This is a genomic window from Pseudogemmobacter humi, from assembly GCF_900609055.1.
Taxonomy (GTDB): domain Bacteria; phylum Pseudomonadota; class Alphaproteobacteria; order Rhodobacterales; family Rhodobacteraceae; genus Pseudogemmobacter; species Pseudogemmobacter humi.
The window spans coordinates 1-392 of sequence record NZ_UXAW01000141.1; the positions used below are offsets into that span (position 1 = coordinate 1).

Sequence of the window (392 nt, forward strand, 5' to 3'; positions counted from 1 at the left end):
TGCCGCCCGCGAGGATCAGTTTGGGGCGGTGCTCCAGTGCCTTTTTGCGCACCTCGTCCATGTCGAGGCGCTGGTCCTGCTGGCGCACGCCGTAGGAGACGACCTTGAACCACTTGCCGGACATGTTGACCGGCGAGCCATGGGTGAGGTGGCCGCCCGAGTTCAGGTCGAGCCCCATGAACGTGTCGCCGGGCTGCAAAAGCGCGAGGAATACGGCCTGGTTCATCTGGCTGCCGGAATTCGGCTGCACATTGGCGAATTTGCAGTCGAAGAGCTGTTTGGCGCGCTCGATGGCAAGGGTCTCGGCGATATCGACGAACTGGCAGCCGCCGTAATAGCGCTTGCCGGGATAGCCCTCGGCATATTTGTTCGTCAGCACCGAGCCCTGGGCT

Annotated in this window: 1 pseudogene; it reads right to left on the reverse strand. The window is 62.8% G+C overall.

Going from position 1 to position 392, the window contains the following annotated elements:
• Positions 1 to 392 (reverse strand): annotated as a pseudogene (gene glyA / locus XINFAN_RS21245) (serine hydroxymethyltransferase); the annotation flags it as partial.